The organism is Variovorax sp. 01T439_2, assembly GCF_056398445.1.
Map to the genome: position 1 here is coordinate 1 of NZ_JBFTPJ010000796.1, position 2,817 is coordinate 2,817.

General features: G+C 64.1%; 4 protein-coding genes. All 4 read right to left on the reverse strand.

The genetic code is table 11. The annotated features are described in order from the left end of the window. On the reverse strand, nt 1–338 hold a 338-nt coding region (locus AC1DOC_RS27910), incomplete at its 3' end, for an ATP-binding cassette domain-containing protein (RefSeq protein WP_478130944.1). Beyond that, complete coding sequence (locus AC1DOC_RS27915) at nt 328–1,053, reverse strand: ABC transporter ATP-binding protein (protein WP_478080792.1); 726 nt, start codon at nt 1,051–1,053, stop codon at nt 328–330. The genes AC1DOC_RS27915 and AC1DOC_RS27910, both read right to left, overlap by 11 nt. After that, complete coding sequence (locus AC1DOC_RS27920; protein ID WP_478080791.1) at nt 1,050–2,114, reverse strand: branched-chain amino acid ABC transporter permease; 1,065 nt, start codon at nt 2,112–2,114, stop codon at nt 1,050–1,052. The genes AC1DOC_RS27915 and AC1DOC_RS27920 overlap by 4 nt, the downstream gene beginning before the upstream one ends. Nucleotides 2,115–2,142: 28 nt before the next feature. Then, a partial coding sequence (locus tag AC1DOC_RS27925; RefSeq protein WP_478130945.1) for a branched-chain amino acid ABC transporter permease occupies nt 2,143–2,817 on the reverse strand: 675 nt, incomplete at its 5' end.

Consider the following 2,817-nt stretch of genomic DNA (forward strand, 5'->3'; position numbering starts at 1 on the left):
CCCTTGGGCCCACCGATGAGTTCACCAACGATCAGGTTCTCCGCCACAGTCATGCGAGCGAAAACCTCACGACCTTGCGGAACGTAGCCGATCCCCCGTCGCGCGCGCGCGTCGCTGCTCAGCGTGCCAATTTCCTGGCCCAGCAGCTGCACGCTGCCGGCTGTAGCTCGCAACTGTCCGATCAGGCAGCGCATCGTGGTGGTCTTCCCCACGCCGTTTCGGCCAATCAGTGCGACGATCTCGCCCTTGCCGACACGCAGATCCACGCCCTGCAGAATCGGTGTTGCACCATAGCTGGCGCGCAGGCCCTGGACTTTGAGGGCGGGCTCAGTGGACATGCTGTGTCTTTCCCAGATAGATATCGGCCACGCGTGGATCCGCGATCACCTCGGCGATCCCGCCCGCGCTGAACACGTTGCCGAAGTGCAGCACCGTCACGTGTTGTGCGATCTGACGGATAAAGGCCATGTCGTGCTCCACCACCAGCACCGTCATGCCGTCCGCGTTCAAGCGCTGAATAAGCTCACCGGTCTTGTAGGTCTCCTCGGGCGATAGGCCGGCAGTGGGCTCGTCCATCAGCAGCAGCGTGGGCTGCAGCGCCAGCGCCATGCCGATCTCCAGCCACTGCTGTTGACCGTGAGCCAGCGCGCCGGCCGGCTTGTTTGCGTCGGCCTGCAGGTCCAGCAGTTCGAGCAAGCGTTCGGACTCGCGCAGCAGAGCGGCTCCATGCAGATGGCGCTGCAGCGCGGTGTGCAGGTTCTGCACTACCGGCAGTTCCTTGAACACACTGGGGGCCTGCATCTTGATGCTCATGCCCTGGCGCACCCGTTCGTAGGGCTTGCTTGCCGTCACGTCACGCCCCAGGAATTCGATGCGACCAGCCGTGGCCGCATGCGTGCCCACGATGAGTTTGAACAGTGTGCTCTTGCCAGCGCCGTTGGGGCCGATCAGGCAGTGGATCTCGCCGCGGCGCACCACCAGGTCCACATCGGACACCGCCGCGTGGCCGCCGAAGTGCTTGGATAGCCCGGATGTCTTGAGGATCTCGTTCATGCGACTTTGCGCTCCTGAGCAGAGGCGGTTTTTCGTAAGGCGAGCAGCCGACGCACAGCACCGACGATGCCGAGCACGAAGCCCTGCGGCGCCAGCATCACGGTGCACAGCAGCAGCGCACCCATGAGCAGCAGCGCCGTTTGCTGGCTGTAGACCGTGAGTGTCTGGAACACCCACAGCAACACAAAAGACCCGATCGTCGTGGCCGTGAGGTCGGCTCGGCCCGAGAAAGCCACCCAGACGATGGGCATCGCCGCGGCAGGCAGCCCGATGCTCGCCGGCGTGATGAACTGTCCCCAGGAGGTGTATAACGCCCCACTCAGCCCCGCCAGCGTAGAGCCGATCACGAAGGTCGCCAACTGGTACTTGCGCACGTCGTAGCCCAGCAGTTCCGCACGTTGCGGATCCTCCCGAACGGCCACGACCACATTTCCGAAGCGCGAGTTCAGCAGCATGCGCAGCCCCAGGTAGACCAGCACCAGCAGCATCACCACCGCGTAGTACAGCGCCGTGCCTTCGAAGTACAGCGGACCATCTGCAGGCCACGGGATGTTCAGCGGGACCATGTCCTTCATGCCGTTGAAGCCGTTCAGCCGTGCGCCGCCGATGCGCCACTCGGGCCCCGCCGTCTGACCCAGGAAGAAGGCCAGCACCAGCGTGGCCGACAGCGTGACGATGCCGAAGAACACGCCGCCAATGCCGCCCCAGATCATGAAGTAGCCCAGCACCGCCGCGGCCAGCGCCGTGACCACCAGGGCCAGCAACAGCGCATAGATCGAAGTGATGCCCTCGCCGCCGAAGTTGATCGCCAGCACGCCGTAGCCATAGCCCGCGATGCCGAAAAACAGCGTCTGGCCAAAAGACATCATGCCGCCGTAGCCCCAGACCAGGCATAGGCCCATGGCCATGAACACCCAGATGAGCAAATAGGCCGTGTTGCCGACCGTGTAGTCGTCTGCCAGGAACGGATAAATCAGCGCAAGCAGCAGCACAAGCATCGCCGTGCCCCAGAAGCCACGGCCGTTGCCGGGTGTTTGCGGGCCGTTGAGTAGATGAACCATCGAAGAAAACCCCGGTGAAGTGACGCGCTTAGCGAGTGCGGCGCCCAAGCCAGCCGGACAACCCGTCGGGCAGCAGGCGGATGACGACGATGACCGTCAGAAGCATGCCGATCTGGCCGATGGTTTGGCCGCCCCAGCCGTTCAAAACGGTGCGCACTCCCGCCAACAAAATGCCCGCCGGTGCCGTGCCCAGCAGCACGTTGGCACCGCCCACGACGACCGTCACGAAGCTCTCGACCAAGAAGCTCGCGCCCATCGTGGGGATCAACGTCATGGTCGGCGCGTACATGGCGCCGCACAGGCCTGCCAGCGCTGCGCCGATGCCGAAGGTCGTCGCATACACATGACCCACACGCACGCCAGTGGCTTGGGCAATGGCGGCGCTCTGCATGGTGGCCCGCGCATGGACGCCGAAGCGTGTGCGCATGAAGATCATGTAGATTGCCGCCAATGCGGCGAGCGCCACTGCGAACAGCACCACGCGATAGATCGAGAAAGAGTAGCCGCGCACCTCGAAACTGCCTAGCGGTGTGCCAATGCCCGGTACCGAGGAGCCAAATACCAGCAGCATCCCCTGCGTGACCATGAGGCTCAGGCCCCAGGTCGCCAGCAACGAATCCACCGGCCGTTTGTAGAGCTTACGCACGATGGTGCGCTCAACAATCATGCCGGCCAGCCCAGCTGCGGCCACGCCGCACAACTG